This is a genomic window from Synechococcus sp. R55.4, from assembly GCF_047461935.1.
Classification (GTDB): domain Bacteria; phylum Cyanobacteriota; class Cyanobacteriia; order Thermostichales; family Thermostichaceae; genus Thermostichus.
In genome coordinates, this window is record NZ_JANSIF010000011.1 from 1 (window position 1) to 25848 (window position 25848).

General features: G+C 58.5%; 25 protein-coding genes. 8 read left to right on the forward strand and 17 right to left on the reverse strand.

All coding sequences use genetic code 11. The annotated features are described in order from the left end of the window. From NW842_RS04130 to NW842_RS04145, 4 genes are all read right to left on the reverse strand, one after another. The coding region (locus NW842_RS04130; RefSeq protein ID WP_414417529.1) for a photosystem II q(b) protein at positions 1–773 on the reverse strand (773 nt) is incomplete at its 3' end. Positions 774–880: 107 nt separating this feature from the next. Next, on the reverse strand, positions 881–3424 hold the full coding sequence (locus tag NW842_RS04135) for a UPF0182 family protein (protein ID WP_414417530.1): 2544 nt from the start codon (positions 3422–3424) through the stop codon (positions 881–883). A gap of 4 nt (positions 3425–3428) precedes the next feature. After that, a complete protein-coding gene (locus tag NW842_RS04140) occupies positions 3429–4871 on the reverse strand; it encodes a TIGR03279 family radical SAM protein (RefSeq protein ID WP_414417531.1) in 1443 nt (480 codons plus the stop codon). A 108-nt stretch (positions 4872–4979) separates the two neighbouring features. After that, the gene (locus NW842_RS04145) at positions 4980–5264 is read right to left on the reverse strand and encodes a DUF2103 domain-containing protein (protein WP_011432039.1); all 285 of its coding nucleotides are present in this window, start codon (positions 5262–5264) and stop codon (positions 4980–4982) included. Between the two features lie 77 nt (positions 5265–5341). Here NW842_RS04145 and NW842_RS04150 point away from each other — a divergent pair, with 77 nt between their 5' ends. The 6 genes from NW842_RS04150 (at position 5342) to NW842_RS04175 (ending at position 11173) form a co-directional block, all read left to right on the forward strand. Further along, positions 5342–6043 (forward strand): molybdenum cofactor guanylyltransferase, encoded by a 702-nt coding sequence (locus NW842_RS04150; protein WP_414417532.1) that lies wholly within the window; start codon positions 5342–5344, stop codon positions 6041–6043. Between the two features lie 32 nt (positions 6044–6075). After that, complete coding sequence (locus NW842_RS04155; protein ID WP_414417533.1) at positions 6076–8214, forward strand: NAD(P)/FAD-dependent oxidoreductase; 2139 nt, start codon at positions 6076–6078, stop codon at positions 8212–8214. A gap of 788 nt (positions 8215–9002) precedes the next feature. After that, the gene (locus NW842_RS04160; protein ID WP_414373935.1) at positions 9003–9341 is read left to right on the forward strand and encodes a hypothetical protein; all 339 of its coding nucleotides are present in this window, start codon (positions 9003–9005) and stop codon (positions 9339–9341) included. Positions 9342–9425: 84 nt separating this feature from the next. Continuing rightward, positions 9426–9767 (forward strand): histidine triad nucleotide-binding protein, encoded by a 342-nt coding sequence (locus NW842_RS04165; protein ID WP_011432043.1) that lies wholly within the window; start codon positions 9426–9428, stop codon positions 9765–9767. A gap of 85 nt (positions 9768–9852) precedes the next feature. Then, on the forward strand, positions 9853–10503 hold the full coding sequence (locus NW842_RS04170; protein WP_414342089.1) for a precorrin-8X methylmutase: 651 nt from the start codon (positions 9853–9855) through the stop codon (positions 10501–10503). A gap of 238 nt (positions 10504–10741) precedes the next feature. After that, positions 10742–11173: a hypothetical protein gene (locus NW842_RS04175; RefSeq protein ID WP_414417534.1), complete on the forward strand. Its 432-nt coding sequence runs from the start codon at positions 10742–10744 to the stop codon at positions 11171–11173. Positions 11174–11277: 104 nt separating this feature from the next. On the opposite strand, the gene NW842_RS04180 is transcribed toward NW842_RS04175, so the two are convergent. Then, on the reverse strand, positions 11278–13026 hold the full coding sequence (locus NW842_RS04180) for a diflavin flavoprotein (protein ID WP_414417535.1): 1749 nt from the start codon (positions 13024–13026) through the stop codon (positions 11278–11280). Positions 13027–13141: 115 nt separating this feature from the next. Then, positions 13142–14908 (reverse strand): GTPase HflX, encoded by a 1767-nt coding sequence (gene hflX, locus NW842_RS04185; RefSeq protein WP_414417536.1) that lies wholly within the window; start codon positions 14906–14908, stop codon positions 13142–13144. Positions 14909–15103: 195 nt separating this feature from the next. Here hflX and NW842_RS04190 point away from each other — a divergent pair, with 195 nt between their 5' ends. Continuing rightward, the gene (locus NW842_RS04190) at positions 15104–15238 is read left to right on the forward strand and encodes a hypothetical protein (RefSeq protein ID WP_414355651.1); all 135 of its coding nucleotides are present in this window, start codon (positions 15104–15106) and stop codon (positions 15236–15238) included. 134 nt (positions 15239–15372) lie between these two features. On the opposite strand, the gene NW842_RS04195 is transcribed toward NW842_RS04190, so the two are convergent. The 7 genes from NW842_RS04195 to NW842_RS04225 form a co-directional block, all read right to left on the reverse strand. Continuing rightward, positions 15373–15804, reverse strand: coding sequence for a DUF488 family protein (locus tag NW842_RS04195; protein WP_414400650.1), 432 nt, complete (start codon positions 15802–15804; stop codon positions 15373–15375). Beyond that, entirely contained in the window at positions 15801–16418 is a 618-nt protein-coding gene (locus NW842_RS04200; protein WP_414417537.1) for a DUF488 family protein, read from the reverse strand. Before NW842_RS04200 ends, NW842_RS04195 begins: the two co-directional genes overlap by 4 nt. Next, positions 16415–17098 (reverse strand): dual OB domain-containing protein, encoded by a 684-nt coding sequence (locus NW842_RS04205; RefSeq protein WP_011432051.1) that lies wholly within the window; start codon positions 17096–17098, stop codon positions 16415–16417. The genes NW842_RS04200 and NW842_RS04205 overlap by 4 nt, the downstream gene beginning before the upstream one ends. Positions 17099–17164: 66 nt before the next feature. Next, positions 17165–18121 (reverse strand): ABC transporter permease, encoded by a 957-nt coding sequence (locus NW842_RS04210; RefSeq protein ID WP_099812064.1) that lies wholly within the window; start codon positions 18119–18121, stop codon positions 17165–17167. Positions 18122–18127: 6 nt separating this feature from the next. Further along, complete coding sequence (locus tag NW842_RS04215) at positions 18128–19177, reverse strand: ABC transporter permease (RefSeq protein WP_414355655.1); 1050 nt, start codon at positions 19175–19177, stop codon at positions 18128–18130. Then, positions 19167–20729 (reverse strand): ABC transporter ATP-binding protein, encoded by a 1563-nt coding sequence (locus NW842_RS04220; RefSeq protein WP_414417538.1) that lies wholly within the window; start codon positions 20727–20729, stop codon positions 19167–19169. The genes NW842_RS04215 and NW842_RS04220 overlap by 11 nt, the downstream gene beginning before the upstream one ends. Further along, positions 20701–21729 carry a BMP family protein gene (locus NW842_RS04225; RefSeq protein WP_414417539.1) on the reverse strand — a complete coding sequence of 343 codons (1029 nt, stop codon included), beginning with the start codon at positions 21727–21729 and terminating at the stop codon, positions 20701–20703. The genes NW842_RS04220 and NW842_RS04225 overlap by 29 nt, the downstream gene beginning before the upstream one ends. Positions 21730–22130: 401 nt before the next feature. Between NW842_RS04225 and NW842_RS04230 the strand changes: the two genes are divergently transcribed. Continuing rightward, complete coding sequence (locus NW842_RS04230; RefSeq protein ID WP_414417540.1) at positions 22131–23462, forward strand: amidohydrolase family protein; 1332 nt, start codon at positions 22131–22133, stop codon at positions 23460–23462. Here the strand turns inward: NW842_RS04230 and NW842_RS04235 are convergent. From NW842_RS04235 to NW842_RS04250, 4 genes are read right to left on the reverse strand one after another with little or no spacing between them, the layout of a single operon-like run. Further along, on the reverse strand, positions 23409–23867 hold the full coding sequence (locus NW842_RS04235) for an FxLYD domain-containing protein (RefSeq protein WP_414332474.1): 459 nt from the start codon (positions 23865–23867) through the stop codon (positions 23409–23411). The two genes, NW842_RS04230 and NW842_RS04235, sit on opposite strands and share 54 nt — an antisense overlap. A 31-nt stretch (positions 23868–23898) precedes the next feature. Further along, positions 23899–24525 (reverse strand): 5-formyltetrahydrofolate cyclo-ligase, encoded by a 627-nt coding sequence (locus tag NW842_RS04240; RefSeq protein WP_414417541.1) that lies wholly within the window; start codon positions 24523–24525, stop codon positions 23899–23901. Positions 24526–24569: 44 nt separating this feature from the next. Continuing rightward, entirely contained in the window at positions 24570–25034 is a 465-nt protein-coding gene (locus NW842_RS04245; protein ID WP_414416381.1) for an FKBP-type peptidyl-prolyl cis-trans isomerase, read from the reverse strand. 59 nt (positions 25035–25093) lie between these two features. Beyond that, positions 25094–25774, reverse strand: coding sequence for a hypothetical protein (locus NW842_RS04250; RefSeq protein WP_414417542.1), 681 nt, complete (start codon positions 25772–25774; stop codon positions 25094–25096). Between the last annotated feature and the right edge of the window lie 74 nt (positions 25775–25848).

Consider the following 25848-nt stretch of genomic DNA (forward strand, 5'->3'; position numbering starts at 1 on the left):
AACCGGCCAAAATACCCGTGCGCCGCCACAATGTTGTAGGTCTCTTCCTCTTGCCCAAACTTGTACCCCAGGTTCTGGGACTCCTCTTCCGAGGTCTCCCGAATCAGGGTGGAGGTCACCAGCGACCCGTGCATGGCGCTAAACAACGCCCCACCAAACACGCCGGCCACCCCCAACTGGTGGAACGGGTGCATCAGGATGTTGTGCTCCGCTTGAAACACCAGCATGAAGTTGAAGGTGCCCGAAATCCCCAAGGGCATCCCGTCCGAAAACGACCCCTGCCCAATCGGGTAAATCAAAAACACTGCTGTGGCCGCTGCCACCGGCGCCGAGTAGGCCACCGCAATCCAGGGACGCATCCCCAGCCGGTAGCTCAGCTCCCACTCGCGGCCCATGTAGCAGAACACCCCAATCAAAAAGTGCAGCACAATCAGTTGGTAGGGGCCGCCGTTGTACAGCCACTCGTCCAGTGAGGCGGCTTCCCAAATCGGATAAAAGTGCAGGCCAATGGCTGCTGAAGAGGGCACCACAGCCCCAGAAATGATGTTGTTGCCGTACAGCAAAGAACCAGAAACAGGCTCGCGAATCCCGTCGATGTCCACAGGCGGAGCCCCGATGAAGGCGATGATGAAGCAGGTGGTGGCAGTCAGCAGGGTGGGAATCATCAGCACCCCGAACCAGCCAATGTAAAGGCGGTTGTCGGTGGAGGTGACCCACTCGCAGAACTGCTCCCACACGTTGCTGGTTGAGCGACGTTGGATAACAGTAGTCATGAGGACAAACTTCCCTAAGGAAGCGCGAAGATTGACAACCTAAACTTAAAACATCCGTTAAGTTTCGTCAACTACCTGCCTCAAAAATGAGGAGGGGATCCCTTTCTCTACCGGCTACCCCTCGGCAAAAAGAGCGATTCCAAGGCTTGGCTGAGGGTCGGTTCCATCACCACCCGGTCTTCGTAGGCGGCGATCACCCGGGTGAGCTGGGGCAGGCGGCCCTGTTCTGCTTCGATGTAGAGGGGCTGAACATAGAGCAAAGAAGTCTCGATGGGGATGACCAGCAGCGTGCCCAGGTTCACCCGCGACCCATGCTGGTTCCAGAGGGAAATTTGCTCGGAGATCAAGGGATCCTGATTGACCCGCGCTTCCACCTGTTCAGGGCCATAGATGAGGCGTTGCTTGGAAAATTCGTAGACCAGCAGCTTGCCGTAGTTTTCCCCGTCACAGCGGGCCGCCATCCAAGCCACCATGTTCTGTTTGTTAACGGGGGTATAGGGGGAGAGCAGGACGAACTCAGGAGTGTGATTGGCAACCTCTTGGGGATCCCTCGGCAAGGTGAGGATGAGATATTGCGGTTGCATGGGGATGCGCCGCCGGTTGCGGAACTGGCCGGGGATCTGCCATTGATCCTCGCGGTTGTAGAAGAGGCGGGGATCCGTCATGTGGTAGGTGGCAAACTGCTGCGCTTGCAGGCGGAAGAGGTCTTGGGGATAGCGGATGTGTTGCCGCAGCGGCTCCGGCATTGCCTCCAGAGGCTTGAAGAGGGTGGGGTAGATGCGGGCGTAGGCTTGGATGAGGGGATCCCGAGGGTCGGCAATGTACCAATCGATGCTGCCGTTGTAGGCGTCCATCACCGCCTTGACCGAGTTGCGGATGTAGTTGAAGGGAAAGCCGGGCAGGTGCTCCGAGTAGGGGTAGCGGCTGCTGGTGGTATAGGCATCGAAAAACCAGTAGAGCTTGCCGCCTTGAATGACCAGGTAGGGATCCCGGTCGTAGAGTAAAAACGGCATCACCCGACGGATGCGCTCGCGGATTTGGCGGCGATAGAGAAAGCGGGTGGTAGAAGATAGCTCGCGGCTGAGAAGGATGCGCAGATCGCCAAAATGCCAGGCGTAGAGAAACCGCTGCCAGAGGTGGGGAATGGGCACGCCACCGCTGCCCTGATAGCTGCTGTACACATAGCGCTCTGCTGCAGGGTAGTCCAACTCCCGCGCCTCAGCACCCACGAAAACATCGGTGGTGGTCAGCTCGCCGTAGTAGAGGGCCGGCTGCTCCACCCGCAAGACGGGGGCCACCTCAGGGTAGCGGGGAGAAACCCGCGGCGGGATATCCGATAGGAAAAAATCCGGCAGGCCTTCAGGGGTCACCACATTCACCGGGCTGAGGGTGAGGCCATAGCCGTGGGTGTAGAAAAACCGCCGGTTAACCCAGGTTTGGGCGGCGGGGGGCACCTGGGCAAAGTCCAGCTCGCGGGCGGCATGCATAACTTGGCGCAATTCTCCCCCAATGCGGTAGCGATCCACATTCACATAGGGGAATTGATAGTAGGGGCGGATTTCTTGCAGTTGTCGATAGGTGGCCAATAGAGGCTCCGCATCCCAGAGGCGCACGTTGCTCAGGATGGGTTGATTTTGCTGCAGGATCTCCCAGGTCAGGGATCCCTCTTCTGGGAAAGGGTGCACTTCCACCTGGCTAAGGCCAAAACCGGCGCGGGTAAAGCGGATGTTGTGCTCGATGTAAGGGCGTTCCAGCTCCAGCTCGTTGGGGGCCACCAAGAAAGTTTGCACCAGTTGGGGGTAAAGTTGGGTGGTCAGCAGCCCAAACCCCAGGTAGGCTCCCCAGAGGATGGCCGGCGCCAGGAGAGAGCTGGCCCAGGAAGGGCACCAGGACTTGAGGAAAGGAAGGTTGAGGCGGATCCCTTGGCGGGCCAAAACCCAGAACCCCACTGCCGTCAAGCCCGCCACCCCGCTCATCAAGGTCGTGGCCGGCAGAGTTGCATGCACATCGGCAAAACCGGCCCCAAACACAACGCCGCGGGTGGAATAGAGCAGCTCGTAGCGATCCAGCCAATGGCCCCAAGCCCGAATGAGAAACAGGGATCCCCCCAGGATCAGCAAGTGCCGCTGGGCATAGAGAGAAAGGGCCAAGGTCAGCCGTTGCTCGGAAAGCCCCAGCTCTACCAAGTAGATGAGGACAACGGCAATCAAGGTGAGCAGCACCAGGTTGAAGCACCACTGCTGCAGCGTCTCCCAGAAAGGCAGGCTGAAGAGAAAAAAACTGAGATCGCGGTTGAAAATCGGATCTGACTCCCCGACGGGCCCTTGGTTGAGCCAGAGCAACAGCGTGAACCAGTGATTGGAAAGAGACCAAGCAAAGAAAACACTCAAACCTGTGGCAATCGCCCAGGCCCCAGCCAAGGTTGCCCCCCGCCAGCAGGAGCAGATGTTGGATCCCACCACCGCCAGGGCAAAGAGGAAAGCGCCCAGGCCCAGCCCCCAGCGGGCAATTACCCGCGTCCACAGCACCGGCAGAGCATGCAGCTCGGCAAACCAAGCCAGATCTACATAGAAAGAGGCCAAAGCCGTGATGGCCAGGATCCCCAGCCCCACCCCCAGCAGCAGAAACAATCCTCGCCGCAACCTCTGCATCGCCTCAGGATCCTCGGCTCAAAGCTGTTCTTGGTCGCGTCAGCGGTGCAGTTTCCCTTCGCCCGAGCGTTGCGGAACAACACAGGGTGCCGTAGGCATAGCCCTGTTCTAGCTGTTGCACCGCCTGCACCAAGCCTGCCGGCCCGCCGTCCACCCGCACCACCGGGATCCCCACCTGGGCCTGCACCTCTTGCCAGGTCAGATCGTCCAAAAAGCGCTCCCCATCCTTAAGGGCAATCTGAGGTAGCAGCAGCCCATCGTAGGCCGCCAAGTTTTCAACCGATTTCAAGGCATTCAAGACATCTTGGCCCGTCAGCAGCCCGGTTACCGTCAGGGTTTGTCCCCAAAATTGGCTGGCAATAGGCAAAAGATCCAACTGCAGCCCGCGGATGCGGTTCATCTGCTCCACCACAGGCTGGAAGGCTTGCTCTACGGCATTGCCCACCACCCACAGAACCTTGAGGGGAGAAGGGAGCTCAGGCGGCAGTTTGAGCTGCTCGAACTGGCTGAGGAAAAGCCGCAGGGATCCCACGCCATTCCCCAGTTGGGGGTAATCTTCATAGTGCTCTTCCGGGGGCAGTTCCCACCCCGCCAGCAAATACCACTCATCGGCCAGCCAGGCAAAGGTGGATCCCAATGTTTGCCGAAACCCGACCTGCAAAGTTTCCACCTGCTGGATCACTTCTCGGGCCTTGGCCGCATCGACAGGAACCAGCTCATCACCAGGGGGGCGAAAGCGCGTCAACCCCACCGGCACCACTGCTGCCGAGAGGACGGTGGGGATCCCGTCTACGGGCCGGCGAAAGGCGGCCAAATCGAGGAGTGTGCGGGTGAGGTGATCCCCATCGTTCCAGCCTGGGCAGACCACCACCTGTGCGTGCAGTTGCAAGCGGTGTTGGCGAAACCAGGCCAACTGCTCCAGGATCAGCCCGGCCCGCGGATTCTTCAACAGGCGGCTGCGCAGTTCGGGATCGGTGGCATGTACCGAGACATAGAGGGGAGAAAGGCGCAGGCGGGCAATGCGCTCCCATTCGGCGGCAGGCAAGTTGGTGAGGGTGAGGTAGCTGCCGTAGAGAAAACTGAGGCGGTAGTCGTCGTCCTTGAGGTGCAGCGTCGCCCGCATCTGCGGGGGTTGTTGGTCGATGAAGCAAAAGGGGCAAGCGTTGGCGCATTGGATCAGGCCATCGAACAGGGCCGTTTCAAACTCCAGCCCCAGATCCTCGTCGATCCCCTTCTCCAGCTCAACTGTGCGCGGGATCCCTTGGCTATTCAAGATCTCCAGGCTTACACACTCCTCAGCGATCAGGAAGCGGTAGTCGATGAGATCGCGGGGGCGTTCGCCGTTGATGCTGACCAGGGCCTCTCCAGGTTGGATGCCCACTTCTGCTGCCAGGGATCCGGGTAAAACAGCGCTGATACGGGCGGGCTTGAGACTAGCACGAGACATAGCTAACTCATCCTCAACTGATGTGCCATTTGCCCCAGCAGGACGAAGTTCTGGGTCGGGACAGCGTTGCGGAGCAATAACGAGGCTCGGTTGACTACAAACAGTTGACTACAAACAGCGGAGAATAGCCGCCTCTAGCTCGGTTTGGCTGAGATCCGTTACCACAAACACCTCTTGCACGCTGCTTCCCTTGCGGGCCACCAGCTTGTACCCGCCCCGGATCGGCACCGAAACCCGCAACTGCAACTGGGGGATCCGCCCACGGCTGCAGGACAGAGCGCCCGGCGTCACGGTTTTAATGCCCGCCTGCCGGGTCAGGCGTTCCAAAACAGGGATCAACCCTGAGATGTGGGTGGAGTGGTTCCAAACCAGACGACCAGAGGGCTCAGACATAGCGGCTAGAGTGAGGAGAGGATGGGATCCCTATCCTATTCCTCCACAAATACCTGCTGCTCGTTGTGGAAAACTGGATGTCCAAAATGCCTGAAGATTCCCCGCCTGCGGTCGTGGCTCTGATCTTGGCCGGGGGCAACAGCCGCCGCATGGGATCCGACAAAGCCCTGGTGCTTTGGGATGGGATCCCCCTGCTGCGACGGGTGGCTCAGGTGGCAGCAGCCTGCGCCGACGCGGTTTACATCCTCACCCCCTGGCCGGAGCGCTATGCGCCGGTGGTGGATCCCGGTTGGCACCTCTGGCGGGAAAACGTTCCCCCCCTGGTCGGGCAAGACCCACGTGGTCGGGACAGCATTGCGGAGCAACACCGAGGCCCGCTGCTGGCCTTTCAAGAGGGGATCCGGCGGCTACAAACCTTGGCTGCTCCCCCGGAGTGGATCCTGCTGCTGGCCTGCGATCTGCCCTGCTTGCAGGAGCAGGTTCTTGGGGATTGGCGACAGCGCCTTGCCACCCTGCCCCCTCAGACGGTGGCCGCCCTGCCCAAAAGTCAGCGGGGCTGGGAGCCCCTGTGTGGCTTCTATCGCCTGGCGCAGCTAGGCTCCCTGGAGAGTTTCTTGCAGGCGGGGGGAAGATCCTTTCAGGTCTGGCTATCCCAGGTGCCAACAGCCATCCTGCCCCTGACCGTTCCCGACAGCGGGACGGAGTCCCTTGAGAGGATGCTCACCAATTGCAACACCCCTGCAGATCTGCAGCTGGGGGGAAACCTGGGTAGGGGGTGATCCCTGGGATCGGCAAAGGGAGGGATCCCCTCATGTCACAATGGGTAAAGATTTGCTCGGTTTCTTATCTCGGCGCCGTGCTTACTTCCCTTTACTACCGCGAGATCCCTTGCCCCGATAGTGCTCAAGTGCTGCGCTGGCTACAGGAGTGTATCCCCCTGCCCCAAGGCAGCCAGAAGGTTCTTACCCCCACGGGCCTGCGCCTACAGGGATCCGGCGCTGAGCTGGCCCTTTTCTTGTGGTCGGGGCTGAACACCACCTATCTCAAGGTGTTCCAGTGGTCGGAACAGCCCTTCCCCCGCCAAGCTCGCTGGCTGGGAGAGCTGGAACAGGCCATTCAAAGCCAATTTCCCCACTGCTACCCGCAGTTGCCCCAGATCGACCTGAACCGGGGATCCATCTTCGATCAGCTTGAGCCTTTCTACCCGCAAACGGTGAAGTATTTTCGGCGGATCCCCAATGGAGAATTTGACCTGCAGCGGGTGTACTGGTGGGAAAAGCGCTGGCGGGAAGAAGTGCAACATTGCCACGCAGCCCACCGCCCTGCTCAGCCGGTCTTGTTTTGCCAGCCTGGCCCTGAGCCGGCCCCAGTGGAGTGGGATCTGGCCATCGTGGGAGGAGCGCTGGGAGCCATCTATGGAGCGGCCATGGCTCGCTTGGGCTACCGCGTGGCCTTGGTGGAGCGACTCCCTTTTGGCCGCATGAACCGCGAGTGGAACATCTCCCGGCGGGAGCTGCAAACCCTGGTGGATTTGAGCCTTTTGAGCGCCGAGCAGATGGAGAGCTTGATCCTGCGGGAATACACGGATGGGTTCAACAAGTTTTTTGACGGCAATAGCCCGGTTCGCGCCCCTGTCCTGCACACGCCCACGGTACTCAATCTGGCCATTGATGCCGAAAAACTCCTGCAGCTTTGTGGCCAGATCCTCACTTCCTGTGGGGGAGCCATCTACGAGCGCACCGAGTTTCAGCGGGCCTATGTTGGCGAACAAGGCGTCACGCTGGTTTTGAAGGATTTGCCCACCGGCGAGGAGTTTCGGCTGGGATCCCGCCTTGTGGTGGATGCTATGGGAACAGTCTCTCCCATTGCCCAGCAGCTTTACCGCCATCGGGCTTTTGATAGCGTCTGCCCCACGGTGGGGGCTACCATTGCGGGGGGGTTTGAGCCAGGGGTATGGGATCCCCAGTTTGGGGACATTCTGGCCAGCCACGGGGACATCAGCCGCGGTCGGCAACTCATTTGGGAGCTGTTCCCCGGCCCAGGCGAAGATCTCACCTTCTACCTGTTCCACTACCACCAGGTGCATCCAGAAAACCCCGGATCCCTGCTGGAACTGTACGAAGATTTTTTCACTATTCTGCCGGAATACCGCCGCTGCGACCCAGAGCGCTTGCAGTGGAAAAAAGCGACCTTCGGCTATATCCCCGGACGATTTGGCCAGCCCCGGCACCCTGTTCGCGGCAGCGGGGCGGAGTCTTCGGAACCCTTTGACCGGATACTGCTCATAGGGGATGCGGCGGCTATGCAATCGCCCCTTAGCTTTACCGGGTTTGGATCCCTGGTGCGCAATTGCCCCCGCCTGTGCGATCTCCTGGATACGGCGCTGCGCCACGACCTGCTCAGGGCGGCGGACTTAGCCCAGATCCGGGCCTACCAGGGCAACTCCGCCGTCACCTGGCTCTTCTCGCGGGGGATGATGGTGCCCACCGGCAAGGTGCTGCCCCCCGAGCGCATCAATGCCACCCTCAACAGCTTTTTTGGCATTCTCGCCACCGAGCCGCCGGAGGTGGTGGACGATTTCATCAAAGACCGGGCCGGCTGGCTGGCGTTTAACCGCATGGCCATCAAAGCTGCCCTACAAAACCCACGGCTGCTGCTGTGGATCTGGGAGGCCGTAGGGGCCAAAGGCTTTGCCCAGTGGCTACCCACCTACCTCAGCTATACCGGCCTGGCCTTGACCTCTGCTTTGTTCAGGGGCTGGCTTCCAAATCTGCTGCGTCGCCTGCAGCCCTGGCTAGAAGCGCGTTACCCCCGCCTGTGGCTGCGCTGCCTGCAGTGGAGCTACACCCTCACCTATGGAGTGGGACAGCCGCGCATTCAGTTTCAACTCCCCCCCACTCAAGAAAAGACCCAAGACACAATACCGACTTGGGTAGAGGAGAGGGCTTGAGCTGGTGGCGCGGTCGGAGAATGCGGCCACGCCAGTTTTTTGATGCCTGTGCTTTTGCTTGCCTCAAGTCACAATCTTCAATGTCTGCTTCAATGTCTGCAGAAAAGGCAGGTGACAATACAGCCTGTTCACAAACTGGGGGATACAAAAATCGTGTTTACGAGGCTTGACCCCAACGAGGTTTAAAACAAGCAGGTTTATAGTCATTTTAAACAGGACTGAAAGATTCTGTTGTATTGCTTCCTAACTCCCCTCTCCCTTTGGGAGAGGGGCTGGGGGTGAGGGATGACTCCCTCTGGGAGAGGGGCTGGGGGTGGTCGCGGCAGCGGCGCGGAACGCTTGGGGAGTGTCTCAATTAGCCTAGAATGACCATACAACCGTATCCCGTGGTCCCTTAGTGGGCTGTAGTTGTGTAGCTAAAGCCAATTAGCAAAAGATCCCATTGGATGCTAGCAGTCCTCACTTGTGTTTGCTAGCAGCTTTACCTCTTATCTGCACAGATTTCTGCACAGATTATTTACACAGAGCTGAACGAGGGAGTGCCCATCAGGCAAAGCCTTCCTCTGTGGCGCAAAAGTATTTCGCCACGCAGGGATCTGCCTGTCCTTTGCCTTGGCATTTTGCCCAAGTTGAGTATAATCAATACCTAACATCCAGGATCAGATCGAGGATAGTTGGGAAGGGATCCCAACCTTGATTTGGTTTTGAGACTGCTAGCCCCCTTTTTAGAATCTTTCGCAAAAAACTCTGTAGGACTGAGCCCAGTCGCGTCAGCGTTGCGGAGCAACATGGTTTACACCTTCGAGATCATCGGCATCGCCCCTGCTCTACAGTTCTTTCATCAGCAACAGAAGCTGGCCCAGCGGCCCTGTGGGGTGGAATACCTGGGTACCAGCTCCTGCACCCTCGATGCGTTACTGGGATCCCTGGAGGAAGTGCCGGCCCGGCGCGGCTGGGACTTGGATCAGTTGGTCGACGCTGTTATCCGCTTTTGGTGCAGCAACCCCGATTTGGTCAGTATGTGGCGCTCTCGTTTTCGCGATGCCGGGCGAGATGCGCTGTTGGTCTCGCGAGTGGGGCATATTCAATCACTGCGGCAGGAATTTGAATGGCTGCTGAAGCAGTAGGTGCCGAGCGCCACTCTCGCCACCTGGGTGGGAGAATGTGCGGTTAGCAGGTAGGCTAAGGGCAGAACTAATTTGTGAGCACCCATGAGCGACACAGTTTTCGGCAAGATTATTCGCAGGGAGATCCCTGCACAAATCGTTTACGAAGACGATAGAGCCCTGGCCTTCAAAGATATTGCCCCCCAAGCCCCTGTCCACATTTTGGTGGTGCCCAAAGAGCCCATCCCCGGCATTTCCCAGGCCAAGCCCGAACATGAGGCATTGCTGGGACATCTCCTGCTGACCGCTCAGCGGGTGGCTGCCGAGGCAGGTTTAAATAAAGGCTACCGATTGGTGATCAACGAAGGAGAAGACGGCGGGCAAACCGTCTTTCATCTCCACATTCACGTTCTGGGCGGTCGGGGGATGGGCTGGCCCCCAGGTTGAGCGATGGTTTTTCCCACCCATTGGAGCCTCTGCAGGTACAATCCTGTCATTACTGAGGATAAACGGCGGGCGGGGTCTGGGATCGATGGAGTGGCACGTAACCGATGCAGAGAGTTTGATGATCATCGACCAGGAGGTGGGCAAGCACGAGCTTTCTCCTGCTGAGTATGAGGTGGTTCGTCGGGTTATTTATGCTACTGCCGACTTTGAGTACTTGAACCTCATCCGTTTTGGTAACGAAGCCTTACAGGCTGGGGCGGCGGCCTTGGCAGCGCGTACCACCATTGTGGTCGATGAGCCGATGGTACAGGTGGGCATTGCCTGGGCTGTTCAGAACACCTTTTCCAACCCCATCTACTGCGGCAGCGAAGCGATTACCCGTCCCCAAAGGGACAAGACCCGCTCCGCTTGGGGCTTGGAAACCCTGGCCCAACGCTACCCTGAGGCGATCTTTGTGATTGGCCAATCCCAGACTGCCCTCTCCACCTTGGTGCAGCTGATTAGAAAGAAGGAGGTGGCCCCTGCTCTGGTCATCGCCACGCCGGCTGGGTTTGTGAACGTGGTGCAAGCCAAGCAGGAGCTAGCCGATTCCATGGTGCCCCACATCCGCACTGAGGGACGCAAAGGAGGCCCGGCAGTGGCTGCAGCGGTGTTGGATGGCCTGCTGGACTTGGCTTGGCACGCCTATGTACGGGTCAGCAGCGCAGACTATCCTGGCAAATCCGCCGTTTCTTGACATGCTCCTTGCTCTACTGGCTGGCTAAGCCAAGGCAAACTGCGCAGCGGTAGAGCAGGGCTTTAGACTCCATTTCTAGAGTAGGTCTGCTGATCTGATCGAGATCACTCAACTGGGGGGATCCCGATCACCCGGCCTTCAAGGCGGCATCGACAAGATGGGAGCTGCGCTCTCAGTCCTGCCTCTTCAGAAAATGGCCTGAGAAGCGGCTGGGTTGAGCTTATGGAGGGATCTTCCCGTGCGGCGTGCCATCTTCTTTTGCTGGAGCGGCTGCCTTCTGGCCTTGTTTTTTGCGCCGGGGGCTTGGGCACAAGCTGAGCCATGTCCGGCGGTTGCCCTTCTGCCCTCTTCACTGCAGTTGTCAGAGGTGTCAGCACCTGCCTCTGCCCTCTCGACAACCCAGATGGACAAGGCAGGGATCCAAGTCAGCCCCTACCAGCGCTGGCGACAGAGGTATGCCCCCTCGGATCCCTTTTCCTCAGGTTTGAACAACGTCCCTTATCGGCCAGCCCAGCAGGGATCCCAAAGGATTCAACAGGGAACAGAGGGGCTGCCCTTAGGGCCTGCGACCCGCCAAGGGGAACAGCTGGAGCAGAGCGGGATCCGCCTGGGAGAAGACAGCCCCTTCTTCCTACATCCCGATGGCTTGGTCTATCGGCAGTCCTATTGAATTTGTGAGTCTGTTCGCTACAGGGATCCCAGCTTCCCCAGGGAGAAGGGCTGGGAGTGAGAAATTATCTCTCACTTCTCTCTTCTCACTGCTCACTATCAGTATTAGTAATGATTCCCTACCTTGCGGTGGTGGATGGCGGTGAGGCCCTCTGGGCTGGAGACCCGACCAGCTTCTAGGGTGCTGTACACCACCCAGTGATCGCTGGTTTCCAGGCGGCTCACCACGCGGCACTCCAGGTAGGCCAAAGCATCGGCCAAGATGGGGGATCCGTTGGCAGCAGGGTAGGTCTTGATCCCGGCAAAGCGGTCGGCTCCCGGTGGAAATCGCTTCAGGAAGTGGCGCATCAAGGGTTGGTAATGGCCTTCTTGCAGCACATTTAACACGAAGGTATCTCCCACCTGCAGGAAGGATTCGATGGCCCGATCCTTGGCCACCGCAATGCTGATCCCTGGCGGATCGGTGCTGGCTTGGGCTACCCAGGAGGCGAGCATAGCGCTGGTGGCTTGCCCTTTGCGGGCAGTGATGATGTAGAGGCCATTGCTAATGCGGCCCAGGGCGCGATCCAGGTCGGCATCCAAGGCTTTCATCTGCTGAATGCTGCGATCCCGGGTCAGCCACTGCCCCAGGTCGGTACCTGCTTCTTCGGCCAGTTGCAGCAGGGCCTCGCCAGCAGGCTGCTTGAGCAGAATGGGGGCAAACACCTCTTTGGCGCCGATTTCTTGCAGGGTGTTGCGGCAGAGGTACACCGACTCATCATCTTCGCCGCCCGACTCAAACAGACCAAAGCCTTGCTTGCTGTGGGCAGAGGCCAAAAGGGTTTTCAGCAGCACTTGAGTGGTGGCGGCCTCAGGCCCTGATTGGGGCGGCATGCCTATCACCACACCGGCGGCCAAGCTCATCAGCTCCCGCACCTCGTGGGCATCCACCAGCCGCAAATCTGCCAGCTCCACCTGGATGCCGGTTTTTTGGATCCCGCGGGCAATGGCTTGAGCCAAGGTTTCCGCCTGGCCATAGCCGGACAGGTAGAACACTGCCACCAGGCGCTCGGCTTTGGCCTGCTCCAGGCTCCAGGTGCGGTAGTGCTCCACCCAGTCGGACAGGTGATGGCGCAGCAGGGGGCCGTGGCCGGTAGCAATGGCAGCGATGGGAGGCAAGGCTTCCATGCGTTTCAGGGCAGACAACACCGAGCGGGCGTTGGGCCCCATGAGGCAGTCGTAGTAGAGCTTGAAGTCGGCCTGCAACAGGTGGGGATGTTCGTCCCAGGCGAAATCGTCGCAGTAGTGCATCCCAAACACGTCGCAGGTGTAAAGGATCTGGGTGCCGTGGTCGTAGGTAAGGATGGTGTCGGGCCAGTGCAAGTTGGGGGCAGAGATAAATTCCAGGACATGCCCCTTGCCCAGATCCAAGCGATCTCCCTGTTTCACCACCAGCCGCTGGAAGGGCCGATGCACCAGATCTTCCAGAAATTGCACCGCCACCTTGGAGGCCACCACCGTCATCTGGGGCGCCAGCTCCAGCAGATCCCCAACCAGGCCGCTGTGATCTGGCTCGGTGTGGCTGACCACCAGGTAGTCGATCTGGGCAGGATCTAGGATCCCTTGCAGGCAATCCAGGTACAACTGGCGAAACTTCTCGTGGGAGGTGTCGATGAGGGCCACCTTCTCGCCGCAAATCAAAAAGGAGTTGTAGGTGGTGCCGTTTTCCAGAGCAAATTCGATATCAAATCGATCCCGATCCCAATCTTGGGAGCGAATGGCAAGGGTGTCGGCCCCGATGGGCAGAGTTTGCAGCGTCAGATGGGGCTGGGCCAGGCGAGGTGCGACTTGAGGTGCAACTGCAGTGGTGGCCATGTTCTCTCCCTAACTTTAAGTCGGGTCACAATCCTGATCTCAATGTAACTGAATGTTTATGTTGACGGCGGATGAAGATGAGCTATGCAGGTTTGGAAATCCTTATGGAATGCTTTTAGGGATCTCTGGGTTCCTGACTATCGAAGGGGTTGGGGCTTAGAACTGCAGCAAATTGGGCCAGGGTGTGGCGCAACTGATCCAGGTTTTGGCCGGTGGCGGCGGAAACAAACAGGGCTTTGGGGTAGAGCAGGCGGACGTCTTCCACCCATTCGGGATCCAGGCGGTCGATTTTGTTAAACACCAGTTGCCGGGGGCCGGTGGCCAAGGGCATCTCGTCCAGCAATGTTTCCACCGCCTCGATTTGCCCCTCCCAGTTGGGGTGGGAGAGATCCACCACATGTAGTAGGGCATCGGCTTCCGTCACCTCTTCCAGGGTGGCTTGAAAGGCATCCACCAGTTGGTCTGGCAATTCGGTTAGAAATCCCACCGTGTCGGTCAACAGCACCGCCTGCTGGTCGGGCAGATCCAGCCGCCGCGTGGTGGGATCCAAGGTGGCAAAGAGCTGGTCGGCGGCGTACACCTCAGCATGGGTGAGGGCGTTGAGAAGGCTGGACTTGCCGGCGTTGGTGTAGCCCACCAGGGCCACCACAGGAATTTGGGATGCCTCGCGCCGTTGGCGCAGCCGCTGGCGGTGGCGGCGCAGCTCTTCCACCTCTTGCCGCAGCTTGCTGATGCGCCGCTGGATGGCCCGCCGCTCCATTTCCAGTTGGGTTTCCCCCGGGCCCCGAGTACCGATCCCACCCCCCAGCCGCGACATGGTGCGCCCTCGACCGGCCAGGCGAGGCAGCAAATACTGCAGTTGCGCCAGCTCCACCTGCAATTTTCCGGCCCGGGTTCTGGCCCGCTGGGCAAAAATATCCAGGATCACCTCGCTGCGATCCACCACCCGCACCCCCACCGCCTCTTCCAAGGTGCGCACCTGGCTGGGGGTGAGTTCCCGGTCGAACACCACCAAGTTAGCGCCCAGATCCTGGACCAGCAGAGCCAGCTCTTGCACCTTACCGGATCCGATTACCGTGGCCGAATTGGGGCCTTCCCGCCTCTGCCAGAGGGCTTGCAGCACCTGTCCGCCGGCACTCTCCACCAGGCGGCTCAGCTCCGCCAACCCATCCATGAGATCCTCGTAGCTCTGCCCGGACTCCTGCAGCCCCACCAGGATGGCCCGATCCTGATCCAGATCCACCTGGCGGGCGGTCAACTGGCGCCGAAACCCATCCTCCAGCTCCGCCACCAGCTCCTGCAGATCCTGTTCTGCCAGGATCCCCAAAGGCAAAGGCTCAGAAACCTGCCAACGGCGCTCTCCCTCCGGCAGCAGATGGGCCAGATAGGCCCGGTGAACAAAGCCCGTAGCCGCTCCTCCCCGGCGTCGGTGCCCTCCTGACTTGGACACGGAAAGGGTGATGAGGGCATCCAAACGCTGCAAAGCCATGGCCGTCAGCGCTTTTTGACCGGGGCCCCCCTCCCCCATTTGGGTGGTGATGCAGCGGATCCCGGATAGGCGCTCGGCCCCCTGGCGGGGCAATTCCCAAGCGGGAATCTGGGTTTCAAAAGGGGATCCCACCCCTACGCGGATTACCTGGCCGCGCCGGTTGAGGTAAACGCTGATGGGCCGGCCTTCCAACTCTTGGGTCAGGGATCCCAGCCGTTGGGCAAACTCCACCGTCACCAGGCGGTTGGGGGGTAGGCGCAGTTGGTAAAGCCGTTGCAGTTGCTTTTGTTGGTGGGGCTTTAACCCTTTGGCCTGTTCGCGAAAGCCTCGCGTAGCGATAGCAGAGCTGAAGCGGGGGTCGGTCTGATGGCGAGAGGTGCTAGCCCTGGGCATAGGGACGGGGAAAGGCCCAAAAACAAGCTTTCATCTACCATACACGCTAGCTGCCCGCAGGAACTTGGGATCCAAAAGCAACGGCGGCAAACACTGGCCCAGTGTTGCGGGGGCAACAGTACGGCGATGTCATCAGCAACGGGTGCAACATTCAAACCAAGGTCATTCCCGAACAAAAGTAGGCGGAATACTTCCATGACCCAACAGAGGTACGCATGGGGCAGCCAAACCCAGACGATCACAGGCTTCCTGCTCGCCCATCATCTGCTCAAGGTCAACCCCAAAGATGTCAATGTGTTGGATCTGCCCAAGCGGGGATCCCTGTATTGAGCTTGCTGTCGGTGAGAGAGTTTCCAAATCGGTTGGGCAGTCAGGGATCCCTTTCGCTCCGTGTTGCCGGAATCCTGCTGCAACTCGGAGTAGCTGCATAAATCGGAAAAATCCGTAGTGCCAGCTCTTAGTTATCATAGATGCACGATTTCAACATCACCCCATTTTCTGCGCAAATATTCAGCAACCAGCCTACGATGACAGTGCTCAGGTGTAGCTTCACTACAAAGCAGACATCCTCCATCGAGAATACTTTTATCCACTTGATCTTCAATGCGACGCTCGGCCATCAGCGACAAAAACTGTCTCTCGTAGTTAGACCATTCACCACTGGCTTTGTAAGCATCGAGAATCTCTTGAGTTGGTGCAAGTTCCGGCAAATGAACATATCCAAGCTTGCAGATCTCGTGAAGAAAAAACTCTAGATCCCTCTTTTTCGTGAATCCCGCCAGTTGCGAGGTGTTATTAAGTCGAGTATCAACAACTCGAACCAGACCAGGCTGTTTTAAGCGATTAAAAAATTGCTCTGCACTTTTCTTCGTAAACCCTATCGTAAATATCTTCATGGCCTCGCGCTCCGCTCATCATTTTTTGACATTTTCTCATCTCGATAGGCGACACGCCTGCCTTGAATGAGATAGGCTTCGGCTATAAACTCTTCCCGACTTCTAAACAAGTCCCCCTCTGGAAGTTTGCAAAGGGCAAGAAGACGAGATTCTAGAGCCTCATGAGTCTCCAAAGAGCCATTGGCCAAGATGTGGTTGACCGGAATCCCACTTTGAAAAAGTTTACGCGCCACCAGCAACGATCTATGACATTCAATAGGGTCTTTCTCAGCACACATCAGTGCGATCCGATACCGACTAGAACCTTGGATCAGACGGTCGATCCCTTCGAGGAAGGCTGGCTCATTTGCCAGTCGTTCATACTGAATCCTACCCTGATCATAGCAGCTCGGATTTTCGCTACGTCCTCCCAATTCTTTGCCCAGAAAGACGTAAGCAATACCTGCTGCCGCTAAAGCACTTTTCAACTTTTCTTGTGAATATTGAGGGACGTAAAGGCTATATGGACGTGAGCGAACGTCGCCAATACCGGTGATGTTGTACTGGCGCAGTAAGTCTATGAAAAAATCAATCTCGTGGTTTGAGTGACCAATCGTGTAGATCTCTGATTTCATATGAGTCGACCTGAGTAGAGAACAGCCGCTATCAGCTTGTAGTAATAGCCCAAGTAGGGATCGCTAAGGCTAACACACAGCACCGGATCGGGGATGTCATATTGACCGTCTTCGCCCATTAGGAAATCCCGTTCAATCACAGGATCGGTAACATCCATGCAGTATTTTACTCCCTTGTATACAAACTCGCCGCGTACTCTACGCTTAGAATTCGGGTATCCTGGTGCTTTGTAACCAACCAACAGACGCAAATGCTCGACCGGTACAAGGTAAAGAGAAACTCCGCTTTCTCGCCCGACACTTAACCGGTTGTTCCACCCAGCATAGCTGCTCTCGCCAGTGCCCCAGAGATTCTCAGGGTTGTCTAGCCAACTGTTGATATCCTCCCAAGGCAGGTGGCCAACTTTTTTCCAGCGGTGCTTTGGATTGATAACGTGGTTCTCCCTCTGGTGAGGTAGTGGCTGAGGTGTATCACAAGAGACACAGAGAATATCAAGAAGTTCTGGGTCGCCACCGCTCTCGTAGTACCTCTCATGTTCAGAGACCTCATGTGACGGGCGGCTGCTGACAGGACGCACCCATTCTCCTGGCTCTCCGTTCTGCCATTCCTTGCCGGCAATACAGCGACCGGCCATTTTTCTGGAGTTGGCGAAACAGACAATCGTCTTGACGTAAGACATACAGGCTTCTGGGGCAAGGGCAAAGGCTCAATGGGAGTAATTTTCGGCTTCTTGAAAGTCCAGTAGTCAAATCCGTTCTTCAGGGCGAAAGGGGATCAAAAGGGCGCGGGGCGCTTTGGCATGGCGAGAGACCAAAATCAACGCCACAATACTGAGCAGATAGGGCAACATTAAGAAAAACTGATAGGGGATCCGGCTACCCCAAAGCTGCTGAAGGCGCAATTGCAAAGCATCAAACCCGGCAAACAGCAACGCTCCTCCTAAGGCTCGCCAGGGATCCCAAGCGGCAAAAACCACCAGAGCAATGCAAATCCACCCCCGCCCATTGACGATATTGAAGAAAAACGCATCGAACGCAGAGAGGGTTAAAAAAGCACCGGCCACGGCCATAAGAGCGCTGCCCACCATCACCGCTCCGGTACGAACGGCATAGACCGGGATCCCCTGGGAAGCGGCAGCCTGGGGATTTTCTCCAACCATGCGCACGGCCAGGCCCAGCGGAGTTCGGTAGAGGATGTAGGCCATGAGGGGCACCAGGAGAAGGCTGAGGTAGGTGAGGGGCGGCTGGGTAAACAGGGTTTCTCCCAGAAAGGGCAGGCTGGAGAGACCGGGGATCGGCCAAGGACTGAAGGGGACGATTTTGGGGGGAGAGGTGACCTGGGGCAGGGCCATGCGATAAACAAAATAAGCAGCATTGATGGTCAAGAGGGTAATGCCAATGCCGGTGACGTGCTGGGAAACCCCAAGGCGGACGGTCAACAGGCTGTGAATCAAGCCCACACCTGCACCGAGGACGGCAGCAAAGGCTACGCCCCACCACAATCCGGATCCCTGATAGACCACCAGCCAACCGGTCATGGCCCCCAGGGTCATGATCCCTTCGATGCCCAAATTGAGAACGCCGGCCCGCTCACAGAGGACTTCGCCCAAAGTGCCAAAGAGCAAGGGAGTGGCAATGCGCAGGGTGGCCACCCAAAAGCTGGTGGTGCTGATTAAGCTGATTAGACTCAGGAGTGCAGACACGGGTGCTCAGTCCCAGCGCAGACGATAACGGGCCAATCCCATGCAGACCAACATCCACAGCAGGGCAGCAGCAACAATGACATCGGCAAGATAGGTGGGAACGCCCAAGCTACGCCCCATGGTATCGGCTCCCACATAAACCCCGGCAATGAAAACTGCGGCCCCCACCACTCCCAAGGGATGCAGTTGGGCCAACAGGGCAACAACAATGCCGGTGTAGCCAAAGCCCGGGGATAAATCCAAGGTGAGATAGCCCTTGAGCCCGAGAAGTTCACAAGCTCCCGCCAAGCCTGCCAGCCCCCCTCCCAGCAGTGAGGTATACAAAATAACTCCCTGGACTGGGATGCCGAGAAACCTGGCCGCTTCCGGGTTCGCGCCTACGGCTCGCATTTCTAGGCCCCAAACGGTGAACCGCTCTATGGCCCACACCCCCAGGGCAGCGAGCAGGGCAATGATCAAACCGGCATGGAGACGACTGCGGGGGATCAGCCGCGGCAGTAGGGCAGCATCCACAAGGGCACGACCTTGGGGCCAACCCAGAGCCAGAGGATCTTTGAGGGGGCCTTCCAGGAGATAGCTAATCCCGAGAAGAATGACAAAATTGAGCAGCAAGGTGGTCACCACTTCGTCCACCTGGAACTGGGTCTTGAGCCAGGCCGGGATCCACAGCAGCAGCCCTCCAGCAATCCAGCCCGCCAGCAGCAGCACCAACACCAACCATGGGCGCGGCAGCAAAAGCCCACCGGTGCCCAAGAGGCTGGCAACCAGAGCCCCGCCATAAAACTGGCCTTCTGCACCGATGTTCCACAACTTAGCCCGAAAACACACCGCCACCGCCAATCCCGTCAGGATCAGGGGAACGGCCCGAGTCAAGGTCTCGCTTAGGGCAAAGGGGGATCCCACCGCTCCCCGCAGCAAAGCTCCATAGGCTGCCAAAACTGGGGATCCCGTCCACAGGATCAGCAGGCTGCAGGAGAGGAAAGCCAGGACAATGGCTGCCATCGGCGCGCTCAGGATCAGCCAAAGGGGCACCGTGGAACGGGGTTCAACACGCATCAGCCACCTCCTGCCCGGCCATACGCAACCCCAAGGCGGTCACCGTTGTGGTTTGGGTCGGGACTGCCGAGGAAAGCCGACCGCGATAGAGCACCGCCACTCGATCCGCTAAACTCAGCAATTCATCCAGGTCTTCGGAAATGAGCAGGATCCCGGCTCCAGCCCGGGCTGCTGCCAGAAGTTGGGCATGCACATAGGCCACAGCCCCCAGATCCAGTCCCCGCGTCGGTTGGTGAGCCACAATCACCTGGGGATCCCGACACAGCTCCCGCGAGAGGATCACTTTTTGCATATTTCCGCCGGACAGCAGTTGCACTGGCATCTGGAGCGCCTGCCGCGGATCCCCACTCTGGAGTCCCCGCACGTCGTAGGTCTGTAGCCAGGTGTGGGCCTGCTGATAGATTTGGCGGTGACGCAGGATCCCCCACCGCGAGAATTCGGGATCCCGATAGCGCTCGATCACCCAATTCTCCCACAGGCTAAGGGAACCAATCAGCCCAGTTTTGTGGCGGTCTTCTGGGATCCGGGCCATGCCTTGCCGCACCATCTCAGCAGGAGAGATCAGCCGCAGGACTCGGCCATGCAGATGGAGATGACCTTGGTGGGGCCGGATCACCCCACAGACCAGATCTGCCAGAACGGCCTGCCCATTGCCCGCCACCCCGGCAATACCCACGATTTCGTGACGCCGCACCGTCAGAGAAACCTGCTCCAGATGCTGCTGCCCTGCCCGACAGGAGACCTGCTGCAGCTCCAGGATCGTCTCCCCAACAGACAAGGGCGCTTTGACCACCGCCGCCAACCGCTGCCCCACCATCGCTTCCGCCAGAGTTGTGGGATGGATCTCAGCCGTCTTGCCCGCCATCACCACCCGCCCTGAGCGCAGCACCATCACCCGGTCACTGATGCGCATCACCTCCTGGAGCTTGTGGGAAATCAGCAGGATCCCCAGCCCGCGACCGGCCATCTGCCGTAGGGTGTGAAAAAACGGCTCAATTTCCGGTGGGGTCAACACCGCCGTAGGCTCATCCAAAATCAGGATCCGCGCCCCTCGATACAGCACCTTGAGGATCTCCACCCGCTGCCGCTCCCCTAAGGTCAGGGATCCCACCAGGGCCTCGGGATCCACGGCCAACCCCAATTCCTCGGCCAGCTTTTGGATGCGCCGCCGTCCCTCTCGCCGCCGAGACCACAGGTGCCACAGGGGCTGAGTGCCCAGAAGAATGTTGTCCAGCACCGACAGATTATCGGCCAAGACCACATGCTGATGCACCATGCCTATCCCTGCCGCCAGGGCAGCCGCCGGGGATCCCAGCTTGAGGGGCCGACCAAACACCCACACCTGACCCTGATCGGGAACATAGTGCCCAAACAGGATGTTCATCAGTGTCGTTTTGCCCGCCCCATTTTCCCCCAAGATGGCCAGAATCTCCCCGGCCCGCAGCTCAAGATCAATCTGGTCGTTGGCCAGCAGAGCGCCAAAGCGCTTGGTGATGCCCACCACCTTCAGAGCCAAAGGCGCGTCAGAGGGTGGACTTGGGTTCGCTGTCATCGATGGCTACAACAAAAGACCCTGCCAGAATCTCTGCCTGCCTCTGCATCACCTTAGCTTTCAGTTCAGCCGGAACCTTGTCGGCGAAGGTTCCCCAGTCGGAGAGGCTGGATCCCCCATATTTCATCATGCTGTAGATCCCGTAGTCCTCTGCCTTAAACTCTCCGGCCTTCACCGCGGCAATGGCTCTGTCGATGGTGGGTTCCATGTGCCACAGGGCGCTGACCACCACCGTTTCTGGGTAGTCCGGCTGGGTATCAATCACATTGCCAATGGCCAACATCTTCCGCTCCTTAGCAGCATCAGAGACCCCAAAGCGCTCCGCATAGAGAATATCCGCCCCGGCATCAATTTGGGCAAAAGCCGCCTCTTTGGCTTTGGGGGGATCAAACCAACTGCCGATAAAGGTGACCAAAAACTTCACCTCCGGCTGCAGTTCCCTCGCCCCTGCCATAAAAGCATTCATGAGGCGGTTCACCTCTGGAATGGGATAGCCCCCCACCATGCCGATAATTTTGGAGCGCGTCAGCCCCCCGGCCACCATTCCCGTCAGATAGGAAGGCTCGTGGATGTAGTTGTCAAACACGGCAAAATTGCTCAGGGCAGGATCCGGCTTGAGGCTGGATCCCATCAAGAAGCTGACCTTAGGATAGTCTTTGGCCACCTCCCGCGCTTCCCGCTCCACCCCGAAGACCTCACCCACCAGCAGTTGGACGCCGCTCTCGGCATACTGACGCAGCACCCGTGGGTAGTCGGTGTTGGAAACTGACTCCGACCAGGTATAGTCAATATCCCCCCGCTCCTGGGCAGCCATCAACGCTTTATGGATCCGGCTCACCCACTGCTGCTCAATGGGAACCGTATAAACCCCGGCCACCTTCAGCTTGGTTCCTTGAGCCACCGCGGCATCGCGAACCAACCAGCGGCTCCCCATCAAGCCAGCCACGAAAGCCCCAGAACGCAGGCAGAAGTCCCGCCGGGAGAGTTCTAAACGTGCCATAGTCGCTTCTGTTGAGGTTACTTCGAGATCGGGTTACTGCTCGGCTTATCCTAAGGGGGAGATCCCTGAAAATATGTATCCTGAAATACAATTTTTTGAGAAGGAGCTTGTTTGTAATGGACAACGAAGTTTCGCTGACGGTTGGAATGGATGTAAGGGCCAAGTCCTCTCAAATCAGCTCTCGATAGATTATCCCTCTGACTACTTGGTTGATATCTTGCACAACCGGATGCTGTTGGGGACTACAGCCCTCTTTTATAAAGTGAGCAATAACCCAATCAACTGGTTTCCTAAATTCGGGCTTTGAGGTAATTTAAGACATCTTTATCTGATTTGGCCTATCATTCAGTCAACTGTAGTTGCTTCTTTCCATCCTAAGTTCAAACAAATAGCCACAACATATGGATCTCATTTTGCGCCGGGCCAATTTGCCGGATGGCCGCAAGGGAATCGATATCGGTATCCAGGGGGATCGCATTGTGGCTCTGGAAAGCAACTTACAAGCCACTGCCCCCCAAGAAATTGATGTCAGCAACCGCTTGGTGTCGCCCCCCTTCGTGGATGCCCACTTTCACATGGATGCCACCCTCACCTATGGGATCCCGCGCGTCAACCAGTCGGGCACCTTGCTAGAAGGGATCGCCCTCTGGGGGGAGTTGAAGCCGCTGTTGACCCCCGAGGCAGTCATAGAGAGGGCCTTGACCTATTGCGACTGGGCAGTGGCGCGTGGGATCCTGGCCATCCGCACCCATGTGGATGTGTGCGATCCCAACCTGTTGGCGGTGCGGGCGCTGCTGGAAGTCAAGCAAAAAGTGGCTCCCTACTTGGATTTGCAACTGGTGGCTTTTCCCCAGGATGGCTACTATCGCTCGCCAGGGGCGGTGCAGCTCCTGGAGAAGGCTCTGGATTTGGGGGTAGAGGTGGTGGGCGGAATCCCCCACTTCGAGCGGACGATGGCCGAAGGGACGGCTTCGGTGCGGGCCCTATGTGAAATTGCAGCAGCGCGGGGTCTGCGGGTGGATCTGCACTGCGACGAGACCGACGATCCGCTTTCGCGCCATGTGGAAACCTTGGCCTACGAAACGCTGCGGCTGGGCTTGCAGGGGCGGGTAGCCGGATCCCATCTAACTTCCATGCACTCGATGGACAACTACTACGTCAGCAAACTGATCCCCCTGATGGCCGAGGCAGAGCTGGGGGTGATCGCCAACCCGCTGGTCAATATGGTCATCCAAGGTCGCCACGATACCTACCCCAAGCGACGGGGGCTGACCCGGGTGCCCGAGCTGATGGCCGCAGGCTTGACGGTGGCCTTTGGTCATGACTGTGTGATGGATCCCTGGTACCCTTTGGGCAGCGGCAACATGCTGGAGGTGGCCCACATGGCCATCCACGCCGCCCACCTGACAGGCTATGAGCAGATGCGCCAGTGTTTCTTGGCGGTTACGGAGAATCCGGCCCGCATTCTGGGGTTGGAAGGCTACGGCCTAGAACCCGGTTGCTATGCCGATCTGGTGGTGCTCCAGGCCGCCGATGCCGTCGAAGCCATTCGCCTGAAACCAGCTTGCCTGTATGTCTTCCGCCGGGGCCGGCTGATCGCCCAAACCCCGCCTGTGGTTGCCCAGCTCCATTTGCCTGAGCGCCCCACCCAGGTGGAGTTCAGCCGCCAGCTTTGGACCTCATCGGCGCACGGTACCGCTGAAGCCGCTGGCCTTGAATTGCTCCAGGGTTAGGGGCAGGGGGCTGGTTATGGGCACCGAGATGCGAATTGAAAAAGGGCTCTCGCCGGGAGGAACTTCTGCAATGGCCCCCAGGCGGGTACGCTCCGGCAGAACCTCGTTGCCGTTGGCATCGTAAAGCCGACCGAAGACATCCGCGTTCAGCAGGGTATTTTTGGAGCGGTTGACCACTGTGCCTTCGACGAACAGGCACCTGGCCGGTATGGGGTTGCCGTTGCTGGTCACCAGGTTGGTGTATTCGGGGGTATCGGGACAGGGGGTGACGTGGAGATCCTTCAGTTGCAGGGGGATCGCCCCAAAGCCCATCAAGAGCACCGCCAATGCCACACAGCCAAAGCTCATGCAGACAAGACGCAGCTTTTGGGTTAGCCACTGCGCCGGCTTCCAAACTTGGCTCATCGTTTTTCCTCCAAGGCCCACCCTCTTTAGTCTAGGGGATCCCCGTCTCGTAGAACCTCTCCTCGGTTTGGATCCCATCCAGGCGCTGATCCCAAGGATCCTGAGGTAGAGGCTGCTCCAGTAGGCAGGCTTGGGGGACAATGCCCCACTTGGGCACACTGGGATCCGGCAAAGCGGCCAAAAAGCGGTCGTAATAGCCGCCGCCATAGCCCAAACGCCTTCCCCAACGATCGCAGGCCAGGGCAGGCACCAGGATCAAATCCGCCTTGCCAGGGTCGATAACTGTGCTGCCGGGAGAAGGCTCCAGCAAGCCCCAGCAGTTGGGGACAAGCTCAGCCGGCTGGTAGCGGTGCCACTGCATTTGCCGCCGCGGCAGACAACGGGGGATCCCCCACTGCTTCTCTGGAAAAAGGGCAAACAGGGATCCCAGATCTACCTCGGAGCCAAAAGCTACGTAAGCCAGGATGGTTTTGGCAGCCAAGAGCTGGGGGCAAGAAGCCAAGTGAGCCACTACCTTTTGACTGATAAGGGATCTGTCCAACCCCTGCCGCACCTGGCGAAAATGCTGGCGCAGGCGAGCTTTTTCTAGGGCAGGATCTGCTGCTAGAGAACTGGGCCGCCAAGAAGAAGACAGTTCCGGGGAAGGGAGTTCCTGCACAAGCCCAATGCCGCCTGGATATTCGGTCTCTGCGAGATCTGAATCTACTGGATGGCCAGGAGCTCCACTTCAAAATCCAAGGTGGCATTGGGGGGGATCACCCCGCCTGCCCCGCGGCTGCCATAGGCCAACTCCGGCGGAATGCGCAAGTAGCGCTTGCCCCCCACCCGCATGGTGGCCAGCCCTTCCTCCCAGCCACGGATCACCTGCCCTACTCCGTAGGTGAAGATAAAAGGCTGATTGCGCCTGTAGGAGCTATCGAAGATGGTGCCATCCTGTAGCTTGCCCACGTAGTTGACCACCACCGTTTGCCCCGGCTGAGGCGAAGGCCCACTGCCTTGAGCAATATCGTAGTATTGCAATCCCGACTCGGTGGTGATGAAGTCCTTGGCTGGGGATTGCACGCTCACCACCGGATTGTCTTTGGCCCGCGATAGAGCTATGGTCGGCTGGCCGCCCCACACCCCAAGCCACAGCAAGCCCAGCACCAACAGCAGCACCCGTTTCATCGTTGGCATCCCCCCGCTGCCGACTTTTGGCTTTCCTTTATCAATCTTAGGGGATCCCGTCAGGCTTTCAGTTCGGCAAATTCGATAATCTGACCCTGGTGATCCCGCACCCAAAAGACGAAGGGCTTCTCGGAGCGAATGCTGTTGCGGATCCCTTGTTTGTTGATTCGCTTCAGAAGGGCCTTAAGGGACTCCCGCTCATAGCTGACATGGCGATAGCGAACGCCGCTGCTGCGGCCCGCTGCCGGTACAGTCCCGTAAGCAGAAGCAGATGAGGAGCTAGGCCTAGAGGCGTTGCCGTAGGAACCGGACCCCGCATAGGGATCTGTAGAGCCAGGGATCACGTGCAATTGAACATTGTCGGAGAGTTGGTACCAAAGTCCGGGGGTATCCAATTGGGTGGGCCCAGAGGTGGGACGGGCTTTGGCATCGAAGCGGGGACTGAGGCCAATATCCCCTGGAAAGTAAGCGGATCCTAGGCTGTAGCCGACCATGCTTTGCTCGTAGCCGTAGTAGTACTGCAGGGGCAGCTCCGCTTCCGGCAGTTTCAACACCTTCTCGTAAAACCCTCTGGCCTGCTCCAAGTCCGGCACGATGATGGTGTGGACGCGGGGAGCGCCGCTTAAGAATGTCCACATGGCCCCCCCATAGGCCGATAGCAGCAAAAACATCAGCCCCTTCGTGGAGAGCAAAACCTCCAGGGGGATTAGGGGCAGCATCAGTCCAGGTGGGATGACCATCGGCACTTGTCCCTTCGCGGGTGGCTCTATGTCCAGTATAGGATCCGGGGAGAATCCTGGCCTTGGCCCACGCT